Source organism: Halomicrobium mukohataei DSM 12286 (genome assembly GCF_000023965.1).
Classification (GTDB): Archaea; Halobacteriota; Halobacteria; order Halobacteriales; family Haloarculaceae; genus Halomicrobium; species Halomicrobium mukohataei.
The window spans coordinates 2,111,617-2,129,355 of record NC_013202.1 but is presented as its reverse complement, the minus strand read 5'-3'; the positions used below and the strand labels follow the sequence as shown (position 1 = coordinate 2,129,355).

Annotated in this window: 22 protein-coding genes; 16 read left to right on the top strand and 6 right to left on the bottom strand. The window is 65.9% G+C overall.

Annotated elements, in window-relative coordinates:
- The first annotated feature begins 22 nt into the window (after positions 1 to 22).
- The 4 genes from glyA to HMUK_RS10655 all read left to right on the top strand — a co-directional run bounded on the left by glyA (position 23) and on the right by HMUK_RS10655 (position 3,601).
- On the top strand, positions 23 to 1,297 hold the full coding sequence (glyA, locus tag HMUK_RS10670; protein WP_015763171.1) for a serine hydroxymethyltransferase: 1,275 nt from the start codon (positions 23 to 25) through the stop codon (positions 1,295 to 1,297).
- 288 nt (positions 1,298 to 1,585) lie between these two features.
- Positions 1,586 to 2,143 (top strand): hypothetical protein, encoded by a 558-nt coding sequence (locus HMUK_RS10665; protein WP_015763170.1) that lies wholly within the window; start codon positions 1,586 to 1,588, stop codon positions 2,141 to 2,143.
- An 80-nt stretch (positions 2,144 to 2,223) separates the two neighbouring features.
- Entirely contained in the window at positions 2,224 to 3,117 is an 894-nt protein-coding gene (locus tag HMUK_RS10660) for a bifunctional methylenetetrahydrofolate dehydrogenase/methenyltetrahydrofolate cyclohydrolase (protein ID WP_015763169.1), read from the top strand.
- 1 nt (position 3,118) lies between these two features.
- The gene (locus tag HMUK_RS10655) at positions 3,119 to 3,601 is read left to right on the top strand and encodes an NUDIX hydrolase (protein ID WP_015763168.1); all 483 of its coding nucleotides are present in this window, start codon (positions 3,119 to 3,121) and stop codon (positions 3,599 to 3,601) included.
- Here HMUK_RS10655 and HMUK_RS10650 read toward each other — a convergent pair whose 3' ends face one another.
- On the bottom strand, positions 3,602 to 4,315 hold the full coding sequence (locus tag HMUK_RS10650; protein ID WP_015763167.1) for a DUF7117 family protein: 714 nt from the start codon (positions 4,313 to 4,315) through the stop codon (positions 3,602 to 3,604).
- A gap of 58 nt (positions 4,316 to 4,373) precedes the next feature.
- On the opposite strand from HMUK_RS10650, the gene HMUK_RS17615 reads away from it, so the two are divergent.
- Positions 4,374 to 4,520 carry a hypothetical protein gene (locus HMUK_RS17615; RefSeq protein WP_015763166.1) on the top strand — a complete coding sequence of 49 codons (147 nt, stop codon included), beginning with the start codon at positions 4,374 to 4,376 and terminating at the stop codon, positions 4,518 to 4,520.
- A 458-nt stretch (positions 4,521 to 4,978) separates the two neighbouring features.
- On the top strand, positions 4,979 to 5,257 hold the full coding sequence (locus HMUK_RS10645; protein ID WP_015763165.1) for a PadR family transcriptional regulator: 279 nt from the start codon (positions 4,979 to 4,981) through the stop codon (positions 5,255 to 5,257).
- 82 nt (positions 5,258 to 5,339) lie between these two features.
- Here the strand turns inward: HMUK_RS10645 and HMUK_RS10640 are convergent, their stop codons facing one another.
- Positions 5,340 to 6,521: an AI-2E family transporter gene (locus HMUK_RS10640; protein WP_015763164.1), complete on the bottom strand. Its 1,182-nt coding sequence runs from the start codon at positions 6,519 to 6,521 to the stop codon at positions 5,340 to 5,342.
- Positions 6,522 to 6,617: 96 nt separating this feature from the next.
- Between HMUK_RS10640 and HMUK_RS10635 the strand changes: the two genes are divergently transcribed.
- Together HMUK_RS10635 and HMUK_RS10630 are read left to right on the top strand one after the other, a co-directional pair.
- Positions 6,618 to 7,886: an MgtC/SapB family protein gene (locus HMUK_RS10635; RefSeq protein ID WP_015763163.1), complete on the top strand. Its 1,269-nt coding sequence runs from the start codon at positions 6,618 to 6,620 to the stop codon at positions 7,884 to 7,886.
- A gap of 70 nt (positions 7,887 to 7,956) precedes the next feature.
- Complete coding sequence (locus HMUK_RS10630) at positions 7,957 to 9,291, top strand: aminotransferase class III-fold pyridoxal phosphate-dependent enzyme (protein ID WP_015763162.1); 1,335 nt, start codon at positions 7,957 to 7,959, stop codon at positions 9,289 to 9,291.
- Between the two features lie 33 nt (positions 9,292 to 9,324).
- Here HMUK_RS10630 and HMUK_RS10625 read toward each other — a convergent pair whose 3' ends face one another.
- The 3 genes from HMUK_RS10625 to HMUK_RS16800 form a co-directional block, all read right to left on the bottom strand.
- The gene (locus HMUK_RS10625) at positions 9,325 to 10,557 is read right to left on the bottom strand and encodes a digeranylgeranylglycerophospholipid reductase (RefSeq protein ID WP_015763161.1); all 1,233 of its coding nucleotides are present in this window, start codon (positions 10,555 to 10,557) and stop codon (positions 9,325 to 9,327) included.
- Between the two features lie 182 nt (positions 10,558 to 10,739).
- Positions 10,740 to 11,072, bottom strand: coding sequence for a DMT family transporter (locus tag HMUK_RS10620; RefSeq protein WP_015763160.1), 333 nt, complete (start codon positions 11,070 to 11,072; stop codon positions 10,740 to 10,742).
- 109 nt (positions 11,073 to 11,181) lie between these two features.
- On the bottom strand, positions 11,182 to 12,294 hold the full coding sequence (locus tag HMUK_RS16800; RefSeq protein ID WP_015763159.1) for an ArsR/SmtB family transcription factor: 1,113 nt from the start codon (positions 12,292 to 12,294) through the stop codon (positions 11,182 to 11,184).
- A gap of 275 nt (positions 12,295 to 12,569) precedes the next feature.
- Between HMUK_RS16800 and HMUK_RS10615 the strand changes: the two genes are divergently transcribed.
- Positions 12,570 to 13,016 (top strand): hypothetical protein, encoded by a 447-nt coding sequence (locus HMUK_RS10615; protein WP_126967097.1) that lies wholly within the window; start codon positions 12,570 to 12,572, stop codon positions 13,014 to 13,016.
- A gap of 200 nt (positions 13,017 to 13,216) precedes the next feature.
- Positions 13,217 to 14,005 (top strand): TrmB family transcriptional regulator, encoded by a 789-nt coding sequence (locus HMUK_RS10610; RefSeq protein ID WP_015763158.1) that lies wholly within the window; start codon positions 13,217 to 13,219, stop codon positions 14,003 to 14,005.
- Positions 14,006 to 14,033: 28 nt separating this feature from the next.
- On the opposite strand, the gene HMUK_RS10605 is transcribed toward HMUK_RS10610, so the two are convergent.
- Positions 14,034 to 14,363 carry a hypothetical protein gene (locus tag HMUK_RS10605; protein WP_015763157.1) on the bottom strand — a complete coding sequence of 110 codons (330 nt, stop codon included), beginning with the start codon at positions 14,361 to 14,363 and terminating at the stop codon, positions 14,034 to 14,036.
- A 97-nt stretch (positions 14,364 to 14,460) separates the two neighbouring features.
- On the opposite strand from HMUK_RS10605, the gene HMUK_RS10600 reads away from it, so the two are divergent.
- The 6 genes from HMUK_RS10600 to HMUK_RS10575 all read left to right on the top strand — a co-directional run bounded on the left by HMUK_RS10600 (position 14,461) and on the right by HMUK_RS10575 (position 17,713).
- Positions 14,461 to 15,378, top strand: a complete 918-nt coding sequence (locus HMUK_RS10600) for an HhH-GPD family protein (RefSeq protein ID WP_015763156.1) — start codon at positions 14,461 to 14,463, stop codon at positions 15,376 to 15,378.
- A gap of 45 nt (positions 15,379 to 15,423) precedes the next feature.
- A complete protein-coding gene (locus HMUK_RS10595; RefSeq protein ID WP_015763155.1) occupies positions 15,424 to 15,705 on the top strand; it encodes a hypothetical protein in 282 nt (93 codons plus the stop codon).
- A gap of 79 nt (positions 15,706 to 15,784) precedes the next feature.
- Entirely contained in the window at positions 15,785 to 16,363 is a 579-nt protein-coding gene (locus HMUK_RS10590; protein WP_015763154.1) for an NADPH-dependent FMN reductase, read from the top strand.
- A 190-nt stretch (positions 16,364 to 16,553) separates the two neighbouring features.
- Positions 16,554 to 16,733, top strand: a complete 180-nt coding sequence (locus HMUK_RS10585) for a hypothetical protein (RefSeq protein WP_015763153.1) — start codon at positions 16,554 to 16,556, stop codon at positions 16,731 to 16,733.
- Between the two features lie 48 nt (positions 16,734 to 16,781).
- On the top strand, positions 16,782 to 17,399 hold the full coding sequence (locus tag HMUK_RS10580) for a YIP1 family protein (protein WP_015763152.1): 618 nt from the start codon (positions 16,782 to 16,784) through the stop codon (positions 17,397 to 17,399).
- Between the two features lie 50 nt (positions 17,400 to 17,449).
- Positions 17,450 to 17,713, top strand: coding sequence for a hypothetical protein (locus HMUK_RS10575; RefSeq protein ID WP_015763151.1), 264 nt, complete (start codon positions 17,450 to 17,452; stop codon positions 17,711 to 17,713).
- Positions 17,714 to 17,739 lie beyond the last annotated feature (26 nt).

Here is a 17,739-nt window from a genome sequence, read left to right as displayed (position 1 = left end):
GGCCGGACCGTACGGTTCGAGTATGCACTTCGACCATCTGGAGTCGGCCGATCCCGACGTCACCGCCGCGCTGACGGACGAGGTCGACCGACAGAACGACACGCTCGCCATGATCGCCTCGGAGAACCACGTCAGCGAGGCCGTCCTCGAAGCACAGGGCTCGGCGCTGACGAACAAGTACGCCGAGGGATACCCCGGCGAGCGCTACTACGGCGGCTGTGAGCCCGCCGACGAGATCGAGGAACTCGCGATCGAACGGGCCAAGGAGCTGTACGGTGCCGACCACGTCAACGTCCAGCCACACTCCGGTTCCCAGGCCAACATGGGCGTCTACCTCGCGGTGCTCGACCCCGGCGACAAGATCCTCTCGCTGGACCTGACCCACGGCGGGCACCTCTCGCACGGCCACCCCGCGAACTTCGCCGGCCAGGTCTACGAGGTCGAGCAGTACGAGGTCGACGCCGAGACGGGCCGCCTGGACTACGACGAACTCCGGGCACAGGCCGAGGAGTACGACCCCGACATCGTCGTCTCGGGCTACTCCGCGTACCCCCGAACCGTCGAGTGGGAGCGCATCCAGGAGGCCGCCGACGCCGCCGACGCCTACCACCTCGCGGACATCGCACACATCACCGGGCTGGTCGCCGCCGGGGTCCACCCCTCGCCGGTCGGCGTCGCCGACTTCGTCACCGGATCGACGCACAAGACGATCCGCGCCGGCCGCGGCGGCATCATCATGTGCGACGAGGAGTACGCCGACGACATCGATTCGGCGGTGTTCCCCGGCATGCAGGGCGGTCCACTGATGCACAACGTCGCCGGCAAGGCCGTCGGCTTCGGCGAAGCGCTCGAACCGGAGTTCGAGGAGTACGCACAGGCGACCGTCGACAACGCGAAGGCACTGGGCGACCGCCTGCAGGAGCACGGCCTCGATCTGGTCTCCGACGGCACGGACAACCACCTCGTCCTGATCGACCTCCGACCGTCCCACCCGGACACGACCGGCAAAGAGGTCGAGGAGGCCCTCGAAGAGGCAGGCATCGTCCTCAACGCCAACACGGTGCCCGGCGAGACCCGATCGGCGTTCAACCCCTCGGGCATCCGCGCCGGCACGCCCGGCCTCACGACGCGAGGCTTCGACGAGGAAGCCTGCGAGGAAGTGGCAGACCTCATCTACGAGGTCGTCGACGCACCCGACGACGAGGACGTGATCGCCGAGGTCAGTGCGCGCGTCGACGAACTCACCGACGAGTTCGATCTCTACGGCGAGGACAGCGAAGGGCTCGTTTACGAGTAGCGAGGGGCGACACGAGCGAAGCGAGTGTCGGCCCTCGAAGCGAGCGGGAGCGAACGGAGTGAGCGACACGCGAGCACGGAGCGAGTGTCGGCCCTCGAAGCGAGCGTGATCTGAGCGGAGCGAAGATCACGTTACAACGAACGGGGAACGTCAGTGACCCGTGAGGAAAGCGGGCGCTGACGGCGAACAGCGACGACTCGCTGGTGAACCCTTTTGTCGACGCCGCGAGTGCTGTCGCCCATGTGCCCTCGTCCCCGGAGAGCAGTCTTGCTCGGTCTCGGAGTGGCAATGAGCGCGATCGCAGGCTGCCGCGAGACAGCACCGTCCACAACTCAGACCTCGGACGGAGGGCCCGAACCGACTGGCAGATCCGGCGACACCCAGACGGACGGCGGCGGCGAGACCACTCGACAGGCGACAGTGGCGGAGGGCGGCGAGAGCGCGACGCGGGCAGACGAGACCGAGACATCGGAGTTGGACCTGCGGGAGGCCAACGTCGTCGACGTGACGCTCCAGTCGGCAGGCGGGCGAGCGGTCGAGTTCAGTGTGACGCTGTATCACGACGACGACGGAGAGGACGGGTACGCGGACTGGTGGCAGGTCGAGACGCTGGCGGGAGATCGCCTCGGGCGCAGAGAACTCCTGCACGCCCACTCGACGGCACCGTTCACGCGCTCGGAGACGATCGAAGTGCCCGAGGGAACGACCTGCGTCGTCGTCCGGGGCCACGACCAGACACACGGCTACGGCGGCCAGGCGATGGTCGTCGACACCGAGAGTGGGGCAACGAGGGCCGTTCAGCAGGGGCCAGAGCCGGCAGAGTTCGACGACGGCGACTGCCCGTGAACGACTCTGCCGACCGTGTCCCGATTGTGTCGACACTGTCATAGGAGGGCTTTTGTTTCGCGGGCCACCCCCATCAGGTGATGACCGAAATTATCGACGGCAACGAGGTCGCCCAGGAGATCCGGGACGGCCTCGGCGACGCGATCGCGACGCTGGAGGACGCGGGCGTCACGCCCGCGCTGGCGACGGTGTTGATGAGCGACGACCCCGCCAGCGAGACGTACGTCTCGATGAAGCAAGACGACTGCGAGGAGGTGGGCATCGAGGCGCTGGACATCGAGATCTCGCCCGACGCCGACGCCCAGGAGCTGTACGACACGATCGACGAGCTCAACGGCGACGAGGCGGTCAACGGCGTTCTCGTCCAGATGCCGGTCCCGGACCACGTGGACGATCGAGCGGTCCTGCGAAACATCGACCCCGCCAAGGACGTGGACGGCTTCCACCCGGAAAACGTCGGCCGCCTCGTGGCCGGGAACGCACGCTTCAAGCCGTGTACGCCCCACGGTATCCAGAAGCTCCTCGATGCGGCCGGCGTCGATCCCGAGGGCAAAGACGCCGTCGTCGTCGGCCGCTCGGAGATCGTCGGCAAGCCGATGGCGAACCTCCTGCTTCAGAAAGACGAGGGCGGCAACGCCACGGTGACGGTGTGTCACTCCCGGACCGACGACATGGCGGCCAAGACCCGCGACGCGGACATCGTGATCGCCGCGGCGGGCGTGCCGGAGCTGATCGACGGCGAGATGCTCACCGAGGGGACGACGGTGATCGACGTGGGCGTCAACCGCGTCGAGACCGACACCGAGAAGGGGTACGAGCTGGTCGGCGACGTGGACTTCGAGAGCGCGAAAGCGAAGGCGAGCGCGATCACGCCGGTCCCCGGCGGCGTCGGCCCCATGACGCGTGCGATGTTGCTGTACAACACCGTGAAGGCGACGGCCCAGCAACACGGCGTCGACGTGGACCTCCCCTGAGATGGCCGAGGGACACGACCGCGACGCAAACGACGCGGGCGACGGCGTGGCGCGGTTCGAGTCGACCCAGCGTCTGGACCCCGACGCGTTCAACCACGCCAAGTCGCGGCTCGACGGCGGCTACGAGTGTGCCGTCGCGGCCCTCCTGACGGACGCCGACGGACGCGTTCTCCTAGTCTGTGAAGACGGGCGCTGGAGCCTCCCGGGTGGCGAAGTCGGCGGTGACCAGTCGCGGGAGGCCGCCCTCCGCGATGCCGTCGCGGCGACGACCGGCCTGGAGCTGACCGTCGGATCGCTGGTGGCCGTCAACGACGTGACCCTGACCGACGGGGACCGCGAGACGTCGCTCGCGTTCGAGATCTACGACGGCGAGATAGCGGCCGGTGAGCCGGAGCCGGCGCGGGCGTCTGTCACCGCCGCCGCGTGGCACGACGAGGTGCCCGCCGCGACCGTCGACCGCGACGTGATCGACGAACTGCGGTAGCTACCCGTCGAGACCGTTGAGCCAGTTGTCGGCCGTCACGAGCGCGCTCTCGTCACCCTCCGCGAGGTATCGACCGAGGTCCCGCGCGGCGTGGACGAGTCGGTCGGCGTCTTTCGGGTCCACGTCGCCGTCGAGGGCCTCGATCCGTTTGCGGTGGTCTCGGATTCGACCGGACAGCGACCGGGCCTGCGGGTCGGGCTCGTCGTCGAGGTGCGCGCGGAGATCACGCTGGTAGGCCTCGACGGCGGCCGTCATCGCCAGGCCGTAGGACGGACGCAGTCCCGACGGCACCGCTCGGGGCTCCGGCCGCTCGCCCTCGTCGGCACCCCTGAGTAGCGTGACGAAGTACAGCTCCTGGGCGTCGGTCGGCTGGAGCGTGCGTGCGATCTCGCTGGCGACGTGGCGGAGTTCGGTCGCGGCCACGAAGGTCTCGTCGAGGGCGAGCAGCGATCCGCCGTCGACGAAGCCGCGCCGACGGACGTACTCCGACGACCGCTCGGCGGCGTCCGTGGCGATCTCTTCGAGCGGTTGCTCGTCGATCGACCCGCGCACCGGCGTCAGGTCGTACTCGACGGGGGCGTTCGTGTGACGCGTACGGTCGTCGACGCCGACGCTCCGGAGACTCCCGCAGTCGGGACACTCGACGCTGGCCGTCTCGTAGTACGACCAGCGGCTGCCACACGCCTTGCACTCGCGGTGGCCTCGAACCTTCATGGCTCACTGTCGGCGTGGCAGCCTCAAGTTCCTTCCGTCGCCGGGTCGAACGATCGGTATGCGCGAGCAAGCAGAGATCAGAGAGCAGTACGAGTTCCTCTGTGAACAGCTGGACAGCGAGGAGATGAACCACGATCGCGTGCGGATGATGCTGACACACTATCGGCGCGCACTGGGGTGGGTCCTCGAAGAAGAGCACATGTAGCTCGCGATAGTGGTCACTGCAGCGACCTGATCTGGCTGCTGGCGACAGCTTTAAGTTACTCAACGACCCACGACCAAGTGACGCTTCGCTTTGGAGGGCCGAAGCGTCAGCGGGGACCAATTCAGGGCGGCAAGCGAATCGGGCCTTCCGCCTGATTCGCTTTCCACTTTCGTTTCGAAACTCGGTAGTCGCGACGCCGTCGCTCGGGAACAGACGCGAGCCGGTCGAGCGACTGCACCGCGAACGCCGCCGTTCAGCACCGAGGTATGACGTATCTGAGATACGTCGACAGATCGCGATACCGTCAGTGCAACAACTATTCCTTCGCACTCAGCTGACACCGGCGGATCTGGCGAGAGGTCGCCACGAGCGCGTGATTTCGAAGCGAAGCGGAAGCGTCGAGTCGGATCCGATATACTTATTAGATTCCGACAATAAATACGTGATAGACTTTACCGATGTACGACCTGACAGGATTCCAGCGAGACCTCCTGTACGTCATCGCCGGGAAAGAGGAGCCACACGGACTGGCGATCAAGGAGGAGCTCGAAGATTACTACGAGAAGGAGATTCACCACGGGAGGCTGTATCCGAATCTCGATACGCTCGTCGACAAGGGATTGGTGGAGAAAGGCCAGCGCGACCGCAGGACGAACTACTACAGTCTCACGCGGCGCGGCCGACGAGAGATCGAGGCACGCCGAGACTGGGAAGACGAGTACGTGGACGTAACGTAGCGACGCTGACTGCTGTCTGTCACTGTAGCACCCGGCAGACTATCTCGGACGAGGAGTGTGTCACCGACGAGTCTCGACAGTGTCAGGCCCCGCTTGGTGTGCCCTCGTCGCCGTCTCTCTCGCCGCCGACGGCGTCCGCGCCGTCGGTGTCGCCGGTCAACGCGGCCGGATCGACTTCTCTGGCGCGAATCGGTTCGTCGGTCACCAGCTCCGGCAGGACGATCCGTGCGAAGTGCGTGACCAACACCAGCACGATCGGACCGAGGAAGATGCCGTACCATCCCCAGATGAGCGGCCCGAGGATGTAGGCGAACATCAGCGCACCGGTGTGGAGTTCCCCGCCCGAGACGTAGGGCCGCACGAGGAGGTCCGGAATCACGTCGACGACGACGAAACTGACCGCGGCGAAGGCGACGACGAACCACCACCCTTCGCCGCTGGTCCCCGCCAGGACGGCGAGATAGGCCGCCATCGGAACGTAGACCAGTTTCATGCCGACGATGGGGATCAGGCTCGCCCCACCGGCGAGCACGCCGACCAGTGCCGCGTACGGAATGGCGACCGACGCGGGCGCGATCTGGTTGAGCAGCGTGTACACGATGCCACCGACCAGCCCCGTGATCATCGCGTTCAGGATGTTCCCGTAGAACACCTTGTCGAAGCTCTCGTCGACGGCAGCGACGAACTCCTCGAAGACGGTGCGCTCTGCCGTCAGGTGGCCGGCCCAGCCCGCGAACCGGCGGTCGTCCCGGAGCAGGTAGAACGCGAGCGCGAGCATCACGAACAGGTGTAAGAGTCCCGTGCCGACGACTCCGAGGTAGCCAAGCGCCGATTCGAGCGTCGTCGTGATCGTCCCGACGCCGCCGAGGTTGTCCAGCAGCGCCGTCGGATCGCTCAACACCGTCAGGTTCAGGTACGGATCGGCCATCGCCAGCAGGTCCTCGATCTGGCTCCCGGACCCGGCACCGTCGATCTCGTCGGCGAAGCGACTCAGTTGCTGGAGGGCGATCCCGAGCGTGTAGGCCAGCAACAGGAGCGCCGGAAGCACCATCCCGACCAGCGAGACGCCCGCGGCGACCGACGGCTGTTCGATCCGTCGCCGGACCCGGCGGTAGAGCCGCCGGGTCGCGTAGTAGACGAACAGTCCGAAGACGAAGGTCCCGACGAAGCGATAGGCGACGAAGACGAGGGCGGCGGCGAGCACGAACCCCAGGGCGACCCACGCAGTTCGTGGCCAGTCGACATCGAACTCGAACTCGACCATAGCACCGTTTTCGATGGACCCCGAAAAAAAGGTCGGGGTCGGTCCGGAACACGGACCGACCGCGGAGATTTATGCCAGGCGCGTGATGCGGTACCCGTGATCGCGCTGACGACACTCGGACTGAGTCCGGTCGGCGACGAGGTGGGGCGCATCGTCCTCGCGGCGGCCCTCGGGATGTTCCTGGGCATCGAACGGGAGTGGTCCCAGAAGTCCGCCGGGATCCGCACGTTCGCCCTCCTCAGCCTGCTCGGTGCCGTCTTCACGCTCGTCGAGGCCGACAGCCTGCTCGTGGTCGGCGGCCTGCTCGTCATCGTCCAGGGCGTGTTGCTGGCGGCGGAGGGGTTCAGGGACGAGGCGGCGGGGCTGTCCCTGACGACCTCCGTCTCGATGCTGGTCGCCTACGGCGTCGGCGCGCTCGTGATGCAGTCGTACATCCTCGAAGGCGTGACCGTCGCGATTCTCTCGTCGCTCTTGCTGGTGCTCAAACGCGAACTCCACAGCTTCGCCTGGGGTCTCAGCCGCGCCGAGTTGCGCTCTGCGACGGAGTTCGCGATCCTCGCGTTCGTGGTCTACCCGCTGTTGCCCGCCGCTCCGGTCCCGGTCTCGGTCGGGGAGCTCTCCCTGGAACTGGAGTTGCGCGTCGCGTGGCTGCTCGTCGTCACCGTCGCGGGCATCGGCATCGCGAACTACGCGATCGTCCAGACCTACGGCGGACGGGGCATCGCGGTGACCGGTTTTTTCGGCGGGCTGGCCTCCTCGACGGCCGTCGTCGGGACCATGCTCGATCACGTCCGCCAGCGGCCGGCCGCCGCGAGCTACGCCCTGGCGGCGATCCTGCTGGCCGACGCCGCCATGGCGCTGCGGAATCTCGTCATCGCGATCGCGTTCACGTTCGAGCGGGGGATCCTCTATCAGTCGATCGTCCCGCTCGGTGCCGTCGCGATCGGGAGTGTCGCCGTCGCGGCCTACACCGCCGACTGGACGGAGTCGGTCGAGATGGAACTCGACAGTCCGTTCTCGCTCCGCAACGCGCTCGTGTTCGGCGGGATCTTCCTCGTCGTTCTGGTGGCGAGCACGGTCGCGAGAGCCCAGTTCGGTACCGGCGGACTGTACCTGACCGCGCTGCTGTCGGGGCTGGTCTCCAGCGGCGCGGGCACCACCTCGGCGGTGTTGCTCTATCGGGGCGGTGCCGTCGACTCGAACACCGCGACGATCGCCATCTTGCTGGCGACGGCCGCGAGCATCGCGGTGAAAGCCGGCCTGACGATCGCGAGTCCGGACCGTCGCTTCGCGGTCAGAGTGGCGCTCTGGAGCCTCGCGCTGCTGGCCGGCGCGACCGCAGTGACGCTCGCGGTGATCCTCTGAGACGGCCGTCAGTCGGGTGGCACCCATCCGGCGGGGCCTTTTATTACGAGTGGAGGTGTAGTTCGGTAGCATGGATCGTGACAGCGTCGAACCGACGGTCGGGGACCTCCCCGGCGAACGCGCAAGCGAGTGGGTCGAGTACCACCACGAGCACGCAGCCCCCAGCACCTACGTCTACGAGTTCGTCTGGGACCGCGACGCACCGGCGATCGGTCCCTTCTGTACCGACGTGGACGGCAACGTCCTGATGGACTGGACCGGCCACGTCGGCGCGATGCCACTGGGCTACAACAACCCCAAAGTCCTCGATCCGCTGTCGGCGTTCGACCTCGTCGAGCCCACGAAGATCGCGGGACAGGACTTCTACGCGACCGGCACCGGCTCGGATCTCCCCGGCGCGGCCGGGCTGATGGATCGCCTGACGGACATCTCCAGTCACTACGGGATGGACACCGTCTTCCTCTCGAACAGCGGTGCCGAGGCGGTCGAGAACGCCATCAAGATCAGCTACGACCACCGCCGGGGCAAGTACGCGATCACCTTCGAAGGTGCCTTCCACGGCCGAACGCTGGGGGCGCTCTCGCTCAACCGCTCGAAGGCGGTGTACCGCAGACAGTTCCCCGAGATCGCGACGGTCCACGACGCCCCCTTCTGTGACGACCGCCACTGCACGCCCGAGAGCTGTGACTGTGGCTTCTTCACGGGCGACGGCTCGGTGCTGGGACGGATGCTCGACCCCAAGACCGGCCACGTCGACCCCGACGACGTGTCCTACATCATCTTCGAGCCGATCCAGGGCGAGGGAGGGTACCGGTTTCCCAGCGACGCCTTCGCGACGGAGATCGCCGACATCGCCGAGCGACACGGCGTACCGATCGTCGTCGACGAGGTCCAGACCGGTCTGGGGCGCACTGGCGAGTGGTGGGGCTCGGATCACTACCCGTTCGATCCGGACGTGATCGCCAGCGCGAAGGCGCTCCGTGTCGGCGCGACCATCGCCAGCGCGGACGTGTTCCCCGACGAGAAGGGGCGACTCTCTTCGACGTGGGGAGCTGGAGACGTGCTCGCGTGCGCCCAGGGCGCGCTCACCATCGACGCCATCGAGGAGTACGATCTGCTCGACAACGCGACCGAGCGAGGGCGGGCGTTCGTCGAGCGGTTCCGCGACGCGACGGCCCAGTCGGCGGCCGTAGAAGACGTTCGCGGCGAGGGGCTCTTGCTCGCCGTCGAGTTCGACAGCAAGGAACGACGGGAAGCGGTGATCGAGGCCGCCATGCAACGCGGACTGTTGACGCTTGGCTGCGGTCGGAAGACGCTGCGCCTGCTCCCGCCGCTCGACTCGACGCGCAGGGAGATCGAGTTGGGGTCCGGACTGCTCGCGGATGCCATCGACGCGGTGGCCTGATTCTACCCGCGCCGAACGCTCCACCGGCGTGGCCTAGACGGGCAGCGCGAACTCCCGGACGTATCGCCAGAGGTAGGAGAGATCGCTCGGCGAGAGGAGTCTGAGGATCTGCCGTCTGCTGCCCTCGTTGATCTTCGAGAGGGTCTCACGATCCAGAGCGTTCAGGTCCCGCATGAGCCGATCGTATCGCTCGTTGGGCACGAGATACAGCAGTCGCGTCATGAACAGGCGACGCTCCTGTCTGGGAGCCACCCGTTCGTGCCAGAGATCGTCGTAGACCGCCATCGCTTCGCGGGACGTATCCACGCCCCCGGTGAGACAGCGATCCGCGGTCATCGCCGCCGCGCGTGCCGAGCGCATTCCCTTGTCGATCCCCTCGCCCCACACGGGATCGACGGAGGGGACCGTGTCGCCGATCGCCACGAACGAGTCGGTACTCATCGATTCCGGCGGCTGAACGTGTGCGGAGCCACGGACCTGGGTCGACTCGACTCGGCTGGCGTCGGCAAAGCGCGGGTCGCTGTCGAGCCAGTGATCGAGGTAGCCGTCGACGGTCCGGTCGTCGCTCGCGTGGGCCCGGTACTGCTCGTTCTGGATGTAGCAGACGCCGACTTTGGCCGTGTCGCCGCCGGTGTGGAAGATCCACGAGTAGCCGCCGGGTGCGAAGTCGTGGTCCAGCCGGAGCATCATCGCGTCCGACAGATCGGCGTAGTCGGGATGGTCCAGTTCGACGCCCTCGAACTGGTGCTCGATGCCGATGGCGTGGTTCCGGCGTTCGAGATCGACGACGCCCAGCTCCGTCGCCAGCGGTGCCGCCGGTCCGGTCGCGTCGACGACGATGTCACCGTAGACCGTCTCCGCCCCGTTGTACCGGACCCCGACAACGGAGCCGTCTTCGACGATCGGGTCGCGGACGCGAGCGTCGAACCGATACTCGGCACCCTTCGCCCGGCCGTCGTCGACGAGGAACTGCTTGAACGCCGGGAAGTCCAGCACGAAACCCGGCTGGTCCCGGACGAAGTGGTCGTTGGGCGATTCCAGTACGACGGCGTCGGTCGCGTGCATCACCACGTCGTCCGGGATCCCGAAGGCCGTCATCATCGACGCGAACGTCCCGCCCGTGGACTTGTCGCTCCGGGCCGGGAACTCCTCGGCCGTCTCGGTCTCCAGTACGACCACGTCGTACCCGCGGTCGGCGAGATCTCGCGCACACTGGGCCCCGGCCGGGCCCGCACCGGCGACGACCACGTCGTAGTTGTCACGCATGGCTCTGGGTCAGGCGACCGTGTCGACGGGGACAGTGCGTCGGCGATACGTCGGCGAACAGACAGTGGTGGAGCGCCATAGCGAACTCACGAATCTGTCCGTGGATACGCCAACGACGTAGAAAAGATGTCGAAACGGGCTCCCACTTCCAGTTCGTTGTTCCCGGCCGTCGGCTCGCGCCATCAGTGGGCGGACATCTGAGACAGGACGTTGACACAGTAGACGCCGCCGACGATGAGGAGAATCCCGACGATCCCCACGGGGTCTATGGGCTCGTCGAAGACGACGACGCCGATCGCTGCGACACCGACGATCCCCAGTGCCGCCCACGTCCCGTAGACGACGCCGATGGGCAACTCTTCGAGCGTCAGCGAGACGAGGTAGAAGGCGACGCCGTAGCCGACGACGACCCCGAGGCTGGGCAACGGCCGTGAGAATCCGTCTGAGAGCTTCAGGGCAGTCGTACCGAGGAGTTCGGAGACGATCGCACCACCGAGCAGGACGTACGGATGCATACCGCCGGCTGGGGAGCCCACCGACATCCGACTGTTGGAACAGGTCGGGACTTGCACCGCGTTTCCCGTCGTGTTTTGAAGCCTGGTGAGTAGTCCAACGAATCCATAGCTACCTAAGTACGAGAGCCCAACCGGCTACAATCGCACCAGCCGTGATCAGATGTGCTACGAAGAGCCCAATGGCCCGTCTCGAAAGGGATTCAATGTTCCGGCCTCGGAAATGTTTGGCAGTTATTCGACCGCCGAGATAAGCGATCGATCCTACTGGTGCAGCAACCAGCGTAACTACAACCGGCCCGAGTGCGATCAAGATAGGTGCAAAACCACCGCTTGTGAGAACGCCAGCGACGAGATAGGCCCAGATACCAACGATAGGTGCACTTGAAGCCCCCCAACTCATCAATAAGCCGTCGTTAGAGTATGCTAGCACGGTAGCTAGCACGATCCCCCCGGGAATTGCCAGTTGAATCGTGATCGATGCTGCCACGGTCAATTGGTGTCCAGCACCGGTAGCAACCAAGTCGAGCGCCAGAAACGTCACGAACACGAGAGCTGTGATCAGCATAGCATCTTGTCGGGTTCTGGTGACGCTCCGTCCGAACAAAACACTCATCAAACCCTCTCGGCGGGAACCGTCTGTTTTGCCACTATTGAACGCACCTTTTTTCTCCATCAAAGATATGATGAGTAGGCAAGAAACGAACGTGACACTGGCAGCTACGAGCCCTACTTGTGTTCCTGTGGTCTCATTCATTGGTCCACCACCCATCATTCCAACTGGTGCAGGACCGCGGACAAGTACGCCCACAACTATTGCTAGAAGCCCAGCAAGGGCGACCGGTGCGAACAACGTATCGATCGCCTCAGAGAGCCGATCGACGAAAGTAGTCTCTCCCGCCGCGATAACAACTGCCTGTTTCGATGGTTCGTAGACGAGAACCTCGCTGCCGTTCGCTCCATACCGTGTTTCGACTGGTTCAAGTAACCCAGCAGATTCGAGCTTGTCGACGTGATAGCTGATGTTTTGGATGCTCGTTTCTAGATCATCCGCCAGCTCCGATCGAGTCCGTCCGTCATCGTAGCACGCTGCTAACACCGCCCGCGACATCTCGGAGCTAAGCGCATCGAACAGTTGATCAGCATCTTCGTCTTCGATACCAGCGATCACCGGCTCGTCGGGGTCACCCCGAAACCGACGGACGATCCGACCGGCGAGATCCATACCGGGCGTTGTAGGTAATCTGGCAAGAAACCCATGGGTACTCAAATGAGCGTTTGAGTAGTAGCCACGTCTATCGTAGAGCCGTGGGAACGACACGCTATGGAAACGACAAGCAATCAATCACAGAACCGGCAAACTCGAAGGACAGAGATTCTGGACGCTGTGGAGAATACCCACCGATCACGGCTTTTTGATCGTTTCAAAGACATCTGTGGGGTGAACGAATGATGTGGGCCCCGTTCTCGTCGTCGGTTCGCAGGAGAACTGTCGAGCCGATGCTCGCCGTACTGACGGTGATACTCGCTGCCGTTTGGGTGGCTGAGCCCGGGTTCATGTTCGACGACGGAATCGTCGCGGTGATTGCCAACCCCATATTTATCCCAGCGACACTCCTCGTTCCGGGACTTCTCGCAGTGTCAGTACTCGCTCGTGTGGGACGACACGGCGTGCGACTTGCGTCGTCATATGTCGGCTCCGATAACCGGACCCAACCTGACGATACGAGCCTTCCGCGGATTGGAGCATCACTCGTCCTCGGCGGACTCGCCGGCTACACGCTCTGGTGGGTGATCGGGAGCGTGTACGTCATCACTATCGCTGATGCGAGCGGTGTGATGCTTGCCCCGCTGGTTGCGCTCGTTGCTGGCAGCGTTCTCGGATTTCTCCTCCTTGCTCGGAGTCTCCTTGATCTGGTGCGATTCTCAGTCGGTGATGTACGCTGATTCGACTGCAATCAATTCGTATACCGACAGCCCAGATGGTCCACCACCAGCGCCGCCGTAATCAGCCATCCCGCGGGCGATGCGACGGCATCCACGACGGACCGTCGTCGGTCCCGAGCGGCGACGGCCGGCCGTGACACGGCCACCCGAGAACCACCACACGGGGTACATATTTACGGACCGGCTCGCAACGAGGGTGCATGACGGAGCTGGGTGCGCTCGGCCTGTCGAGCTACGAGGAGAAGGTGTATCGGACGCTGTTACTGACGGGTGCGGCGACGGCGACCGAGCTCTCCGAGGCCAGCAGCGTGCCGAAAGGTCGCATCTACGACGTGCTCAACGGCCTCGAAGCCCGGAGAGTGGTCCGACTCCAGTCGAGTGATCCGAAGCAGTACGTCGCCGTCGAGCCGGAGGCCGTCGTCGACAGGCTGCTGGCCGAACGGGCCTACGAGCTGAGACAGGAGTGGCACCACTACCGGGAGCGAGCGGCGGCGGTCCGCACGAACGTGCTCCCGACGCCACCGACCGAGAGCAGCTTCTGGCTGGGCTCGCTGGGCAGCGAGGAGATGCGTTCGGCGCTGCAAGAACACATGCGCACCGCCGAGGAGTTCGTCCACGGCATCGTCGGGACGCCCTACGAGAACGCGACGTGGGAGACGCTCCAGACGGAGTGTGATGCCTTCTTCGAGGGCGCGAGCGCGGATCTGACGGTGCAGCTCCTCGTCAGCGAGAAGGTGGCGCTGACGCTGCCCGAGACGTTCGACCGGCTGATCGCCGACCAGCCTGGCGACGTGGCCGTCAGGACGCTGCCCGACGTGGGACTGTCCTTCGACGTCGTCGACGGGATCGGGACGACCATCGACATCCCGCACCCGGTCGCCGCCGACGATCGAATCGGCGTCCTCGGCATCAAAGACTCGGAGATCGTCGAGGAGTTCGAACGGCACTTCCAGCAACTGTGGGCCGGTGCAGCGCCGCTCGTCGAGTGAGCGGGTCGCGTCGGAGCGTCCCGGCCGTCTAGAACTGGTAGCGCCGGTCGTCTTTCTCCTGGGCCTGTGGGAACTGGTCCGCGCCGGTCATCTCGTCGAAGGTCATCCCCGAGAGGTACTCGTCGTAGGTGCAGTCGTAGCCCGATCGGAGGTGAAAGTCGAGGTTGCCGGTCTCGACGGCGCTCTGAAAGAGCATGTGGACCGCGCGGCGGACGAGTTCGTCGGGGTCGTCGGGGTCCAGCGCGCTGGTCAGCATCGCCAGCTCGTTGCGCGTCTCGCGGTCCAGCGAGACGGCGAGTTCCTCGCCCAGCTCGGAGTACTGTGCCTGTACATCGTCGGAGAGATCGTCCAGCGTCACGTTCGGGCGGTGGTCCAGCGCGGGAAAACCTCTTTCGTCTCCGCGGGTCGGCTGTGGACCGTCACGCACAAGCGCCGTCGCTCGTAACGCCGCGGTAATGACGGAGCTGCCGGGCGCAGTCCCCGAGAACCGCGAGGCCGTCCAGCGGGCCCTGATCGAGTGGTACGAGGCCGACCACCGGTCGTTTCCCTGGCGCGAGACCGACGACGCCTACGAGATCCTCGTCTCCGAGGTGATGAGCCAGCAGACCCAGCTGGGCCGCGTCGTCGAGGCCTGGCGGGCGTTCCTCGATCGGTGGCCCGACGCCGAGGCGCTGGCGGCCACCGACCAGTCCGACGTGGTCGCGTTCTGGACGGCCCACTCGCTGGGGTACAACAACCGGGCGAAGTACCTCCACACCGCCGCGAACCAGATCATCGACGAGTGGGACGGCGCGTTCCCCGAGACGCCCGCCGAACTGCAGGAGCTCCACGGCGTCGGCCCCTACACCGCCAACGCGGTCGCCTCGTTCGCGTTCAACGCGGGCGACGCCGTCGTCGACACGAACGTCAAGCGCGTCCTCCACCGCGCGTTCGACGTGCCCGACGACGACGCGGCGTTCGAGGAAGTCGCGGGGGCGCTCATGCCCGACGGACGGTCACGGATATGGAACAACGCGATCATGGAGCTCGGCGGGGTCGCCTGCGAGAAGACGCCGGCCTGCGACGCCGCCGGCTGCCCGTGGCGCGAGTGGTGTCACGCCTACGACACCGGCGACTTCACTGCGCCGGACGTGCCCACCCAGCCCGATTTCGAGGGGAGCCGTCGGCAGTTCCGCGGGCGGATCGTCAACGTCCTCGGCGAGTACGACCGCCTCGCCTTGGACGACCTCGGCCCGCGCGTGCGAGTCGACTACGCGCCCGAGGGCGAACACGGCCGAGAGTGGCTCCGCGGCCTCGTCGAGGACCTCGCGGACGACGGCCTCGTCAGCGTCGAGGACGGCGACGAGTCGCTGGTGGTCGGTCTCAGCGAGTGAGAACGCACCCGGTGGTACTTGCACGTCCGTGACCGATGTTCACGTATGACTGTCCAAGCAGAGACCGTCCGCGTCTGGCTGGTCGAACGGACCTACTCCGACGACGAGCAGAACCTCATCATCCTCACGTACGCGACGCCCGACGGCGAGCGGTACTTCCGCAAGGAGCGGGCGCTCACCTCGTTCGGGGACATCCGAGACACGACTGCAGCCGTCGACGCCGAGCCGGGGAACCTCGGGGCCGTCGACGACGCGGACCTGCGCGAGCGATACGCCACAGAAGCCCAGCGGATGGCGGACGTTCACGACCCCGGGGACCTCATCTAGAGCAGTCGCTAACTGCCGTTCTGCACCGGGCGATCGGACGAGGGGTACTCATAAATAAACCCCAGTCGTTTGGCTCGCCATGACGCGAACGAACGTCGTCGGCATCTGTGGCAGTCTCCGCGAGGGCAGTTACACGCGACAGAGCCTCCAGATCGCACTGACGGCCGCACAGGCGGCCGGTGGCGACACCGACCTGCTCGACCTCCGCGAGTGGGACCTCCCCGTGTTCGACCCCGACGCCGAGGACGCTGGCGACGCAGCGGCGTTCCGCGAGCGGATCCGAGAAGCCGACTCGATCCTGCTGGGAACGCCGGTCTACCACGGCTCGTTCTCGACGCCGATGAAGAACGCGCTGGACTACTGTGGCTTCGACGAGTTCGAGAACAAGACCGTCGGCCTCCTGTGTGTCGCCGGTGGGGGCTTCCCCGTGACGGCGCTGGAGCATCTCCGGTCGGTCGGACGGTCGCTGGACTGCTGGGTGATTCCACACCAGGCGGCGCTCCCACGCGCGTCGAGCGCCTTCGAGGACGGCCAGCTCGTCGACGAGGCGATGCGCGACCGCGTCGAGACGCTCGGGCGCGAGGCCGTCCAGTACGCGAACATCGAGCCCGATCCCCAGAGTATCGAGAGCTGCGAGAACGTCGGGGCGGACGACTGATACGGACGGTTGTCGGAATGTCCCGGTGAGCGTCTACCCCGTGCGACGCTCACCGATAAGCAACTACAACGTTCCGTATGACATCGCCGGCAGTTCGTCGTCTCGGCGTTCGCCGCCCCGGGCGGCGAGTCGGTCCATGGACTGACAGCTGTGTGTCAGAACACCGAGAGCACCGATCTCACTGGAGACCGTGCCCGCAGCGGTCGACGGTCCCGTGGTACTGCTGTCCTTTCTGTTCGCTGGTGCCACGCTGGGCATCGGGCTGGCGGGCGTCGCGCTCCACGGTCTCAAGCACGACTTCCTCCCCGCGCTGGGGCGCTTCCGAGAGAGTCCGCGGGAAGCACTCCGGGCAGCGTGGGAGCGACTGTGACCGTCGGGAAAGGAAACTGACTAACGCTCGCTGGACCTACGACGACCCGTGACACAGTGGGTCGAGAACCCGACGGGCGGGCGCGACCGCGGCCCGATCGCGCTCGTTCGCGCGTGGGCCGAGATACTTCTGCGACCGCAACGGTTCTTCCAGGCGGGGATCGCACCCGGCGATCAGGCACCGGGACTCGTCTTCATCGCCGTCGTCGTCCTCGTCGAGGAGGGGTCGCGGTTCGCGGTCGTCGAACTCGCTCAGCGCGGACAGCTGTCGCTCGGGCCGTACGACTACCCGGTGATCGGTGACCTGGAACCACTGACGGCGCTGCTGGCGCTGGTCGCCATCGTCGTCTTCGTCGCGCCCGCGGTGCTTCACCTCACGGCGGCCGCCCAGACGCTCCTGTTGGCACCGCTGGCACCGGATCGGGGCGGCATCAGCGAGACCGTGCAGGTGATCGCCTACGCGACAGCTCCGTGTGTCTTCGCCGGGCTACCGCTCCCGGAGGTGCGGATCGCCTGTGGCATCTGGGCTGCCGGGCTGTACGTCTACGGAATGGGGACGATCCACAACCTCTCGCTCCCGCGTGCCCTCGTCGTCAGCGTCGCTCCCGCGGCCGTCCTCTTTGGCTACGGCTTTCGGGCCTTCGCGGCGGCCGACGCGTTGCTGTAGCGCCCGGACACGTCGAACGGTTTAGGTGGCTGCCGACCGCCGCCTCGAACATGCTCACGCTCGACCTGGACGACTTCATGTTCGAACTCAAAGACGGCGCAATCAAGCACGTCGGCCCCTCGAACCGGACCGCGACCGCAAAGCTGTACGATGTCGAAGGCATCGACGTACGGGAGTTCGGCGACGAGCGCGTCAAGTTCGCCTTCGAGGACGACGACGGCAGCCAGTTCGAGATCGCCCTCACCCCCGAGCAGGCGAGCGAGGTGGCGCGTGGCGTCGAGATGCTCGAATCGGAGAGCCAGATCTACGAGTAGCGGGACGGAACCGACCGACGGCAGGC

Excerpts from the sequence above, each read along its gene's own strand:
- HMUK_RS10590 (WP_015763154.1), top strand. The coding sequence starts at position 15,785 with ATGACGCGAACGAACGTCGTCGGCATCTGTGGCAGTCTCCGCGAGGGC.
- HMUK_RS10665 (WP_015763170.1), top strand. The coding sequence starts at position 1,586 with ATGAGCGCGATCGCAGGCTGCCGCGAGACAGCACCGTCCACAACTCAG.
- HMUK_RS10650 (WP_015763167.1), bottom strand. The coding sequence starts at position 4,315 with ATGAAGGTTCGAGGCCACCGCGAGTGCAAGGCGTGTGGCAGCCGCTGG.
- HMUK_RS10660 (WP_015763169.1), top strand. The coding sequence starts at position 2,224 with ATGACCGAAATTATCGACGGCAACGAGGTCGCCCAGGAGATCCGGGAC.
- glyA (WP_015763171.1), top strand. The coding sequence starts at position 23 with ATGCACTTCGACCATCTGGAGTCGGCCGATCCCGACGTCACCGCCGCG.
- HMUK_RS10645 (WP_015763165.1), top strand. The coding sequence starts at position 4,979 with ATGTACGACCTGACAGGATTCCAGCGAGACCTCCTGTACGTCATCGCC.
- HMUK_RS10630 (WP_015763162.1), top strand. The coding sequence starts at position 7,957 with ATGGATCGTGACAGCGTCGAACCGACGGTCGGGGACCTCCCCGGCGAA.
- HMUK_RS10575 (WP_015763151.1), top strand. The coding sequence starts at position 17,450 with ATGCTCACGCTCGACCTGGACGACTTCATGTTCGAACTCAAAGACGGC.
- HMUK_RS10610 (WP_015763158.1), top strand. The coding sequence starts at position 13,217 with ATGACGGAGCTGGGTGCGCTCGGCCTGTCGAGCTACGAGGAGAAGGTG.
- HMUK_RS10620 (WP_015763160.1), bottom strand. The coding sequence starts at position 11,072 with ATGCATCCGTACGTCCTGCTCGGTGGTGCGATCGTCTCCGAACTCCTC.
- HMUK_RS10655 (WP_015763168.1), top strand. The coding sequence starts at position 3,119 with ATGGCCGAGGGACACGACCGCGACGCAAACGACGCGGGCGACGGCGTG.
- HMUK_RS10615 (WP_126967097.1), top strand. The coding sequence starts at position 12,570 with ATGCTCGCCGTACTGACGGTGATACTCGCTGCCGTTTGGGTGGCTGAG.
- HMUK_RS16800 (WP_015763159.1), bottom strand. The coding sequence starts at position 12,294 with ATGGATCTCGCCGGTCGGATCGTCCGTCGGTTTCGGGGTGACCCCGAC.
- HMUK_RS17615 (WP_015763166.1), top strand. The coding sequence starts at position 4,374 with ATGCGCGAGCAAGCAGAGATCAGAGAGCAGTACGAGTTCCTCTGTGAA.
- HMUK_RS10625 (WP_015763161.1), bottom strand. The coding sequence starts at position 10,557 with ATGCGTGACAACTACGACGTGGTCGTCGCCGGTGCGGGCCCGGCCGGG.
- HMUK_RS10600 (WP_015763156.1), top strand. The coding sequence starts at position 14,461 with ATGACGGAGCTGCCGGGCGCAGTCCCCGAGAACCGCGAGGCCGTCCAG.
- HMUK_RS10640 (WP_015763164.1), bottom strand. The coding sequence starts at position 6,521 with ATGGTCGAGTTCGAGTTCGATGTCGACTGGCCACGAACTGCGTGGGTC.
- HMUK_RS10595 (WP_015763155.1), top strand. The coding sequence starts at position 15,424 with ATGACTGTCCAAGCAGAGACCGTCCGCGTCTGGCTGGTCGAACGGACC.